This window comes from Mesorhizobium sp. M7A.F.Ca.CA.002.15.2.1, from assembly GCF_003998715.1.
Taxonomy (GTDB): Bacteria; Pseudomonadota; Alphaproteobacteria; order Rhizobiales; family Rhizobiaceae; genus Mesorhizobium; species Mesorhizobium ciceri.
Window position 1 is genome coordinate 1 of sequence record NZ_RZPI01000912.1, and the last position, 1,757, is coordinate 1,757.

Genomic DNA, 1,757 nt, shown 5'->3' on the forward strand with positions numbered 1-1,757 from the left:
CCGAGGCATCGTTGAGCCGTTGCGCGAGCTGCTTTGCGTCCTTGATCGTCTGGTCGATGTCGTCGGCCCGGTTGGCGAACTTGTGGGTCACCTCCGCGATGTCGGCGGCGGCCTTGTCGGCGCTCTCGCTGGCCTTTTGGATGTTGGCGAGCGCCGAGCGCACTTGTGCGGGATCGATACCGTCGAGCACGTTGTCGACCTTGGCCAGCGTGCCTTGCGTCCGTTTGGCGAAGTCGTTGACCGACCCCACGGCTGTATCGACGTTCTTGATCACGCCGTCGAGCTGCTTCGACGTCTGCTTGAGGTTACCGGTTACTGCGTCGACATTGGCGACGATGCTCTTGATCTTGTCCTTGTCGACCGCGTTGAGAAGGCCTTCGGCCGCCTTCAGCGTGCCGTCGAGTTTGCCGGAAACGCCTTTCAGCTCATCGGCCAGCGTGCTGGCCGCGGACAGGAACTTGTCGATGCCGTCCGAATTCTTGGCCAGCGCATCGGAGAAGGTCTGGACGTTCTGGACGGTCTGCGTCAGCGGCCCGCGAACGTCCTTGGTGAAGCCTTCGAGCTCGGTCAGCACCTTGTCGGCGCGGGTGAAGATATTCTGCGCCGTCTGCAAGAGGTTGGTCACCGCCGACGGGTTGGCGACGATCTCGGCGACCTTGCCTTCCTTTTCCGCTTGGTCGAGGAGCTTTACCTCCTTGGGATCGGCGCCCTTGAGTTCGATGTTGGCCTGCCCGGTCAGGCCGGCAAGCCCGATATCGGCTTGCGTCGATTTGGTGATCGGCGTCATGCGGTCGATCTCGGTATCGGCGATGGCAACCGTCGGATTGTCGACATCAATATAGACGCGCTTGACGTCGCCGACCTTGACGCCGTTGAACAGCACGAAACTTCCGCGGCCGAGCCCGGAGGCCGAGCCCGGAATGCGCACGCGCAGCAACGTCGTCTCGCCCTTGTCGCCGATCGCCGCCGTCCAGTAGACGAAGGCAAACGCCGCCAGGATCGCGGCCAGCGTGAAGATGCCGACAATGACGTAGTTGGCTCTGGTTTCCATTGTCCCACTTATGGCTATGCGCGCGCCGCAAGATCAAGTTGCCGGGCGCGTTTTCCGCGGAAATAGGATTTTACCCACGGTTCCTCGCTCTTCAGCATGTCGTCGATGGTGCCTTCGACCAGCACTTTCTTCTTGCCGAGCACGGCCACCCGGTCGCAAGCGGTGAACAGCGTGTCGAGGTCATGCGTCACCATGTAGACGGTCAGATCCATCGTATCGCGCAGCTTGACCACCAGCTCGTCGAACTCCGCCGCGCTGATCGGATCGAGACCCGATGTCGGCTCGTCGAGGAAGACGATGTCGGGATCGAGCGCCAGCGCCCGCGCCAGCGCGGCGCGCTTGATCATGCCGCCGGACAGTTCGGATGGGAATTTTTGCGCCGCGTCGGGCGGCAGCCCGACCAGCTCGATCTTGAGCATCGCCAGTTCGTCCATCAGCTTTCGCGGCAGGTCGAGATATTCGCGCATCGGCACCTGGACGTTTTCCAGCACCGTCAGCGCCGAGAACAGGGCGCCGTGCTGGAACAGCACGCCAAGCCGCATGTCGATGCGCAGACGCTCGGCATCATCAGCCTTCTCGATATCGACGCCGAACAGCCTGATCGTGCCCGACTGCTTGCGTGTCAGGCCGAGAATGGTGCGCAGCAGAACGGATTTGCCAGCACCCGAGGCGCCGACAAATCCAAGGATTTCGCCGCGCCTTATGT

Annotated in this window: 2 protein-coding genes; both read right to left on the bottom strand. The window is 62.3% G+C overall.

The features are described 5' to 3' along the window. Positions 1–1,051: MlaD family protein (locus ENZ74_RS31020; RefSeq protein WP_164761355.1), on the bottom strand; the 1,051-nt coding region annotated here is incomplete at its 3' end. A gap of 14 nt (positions 1,052–1,065) precedes the next feature. Next, positions 1,066–1,757: ATP-binding cassette domain-containing protein (locus ENZ74_RS31025; RefSeq protein ID WP_127313270.1), on the bottom strand; the 692-nt coding region annotated here is incomplete at its 5' end.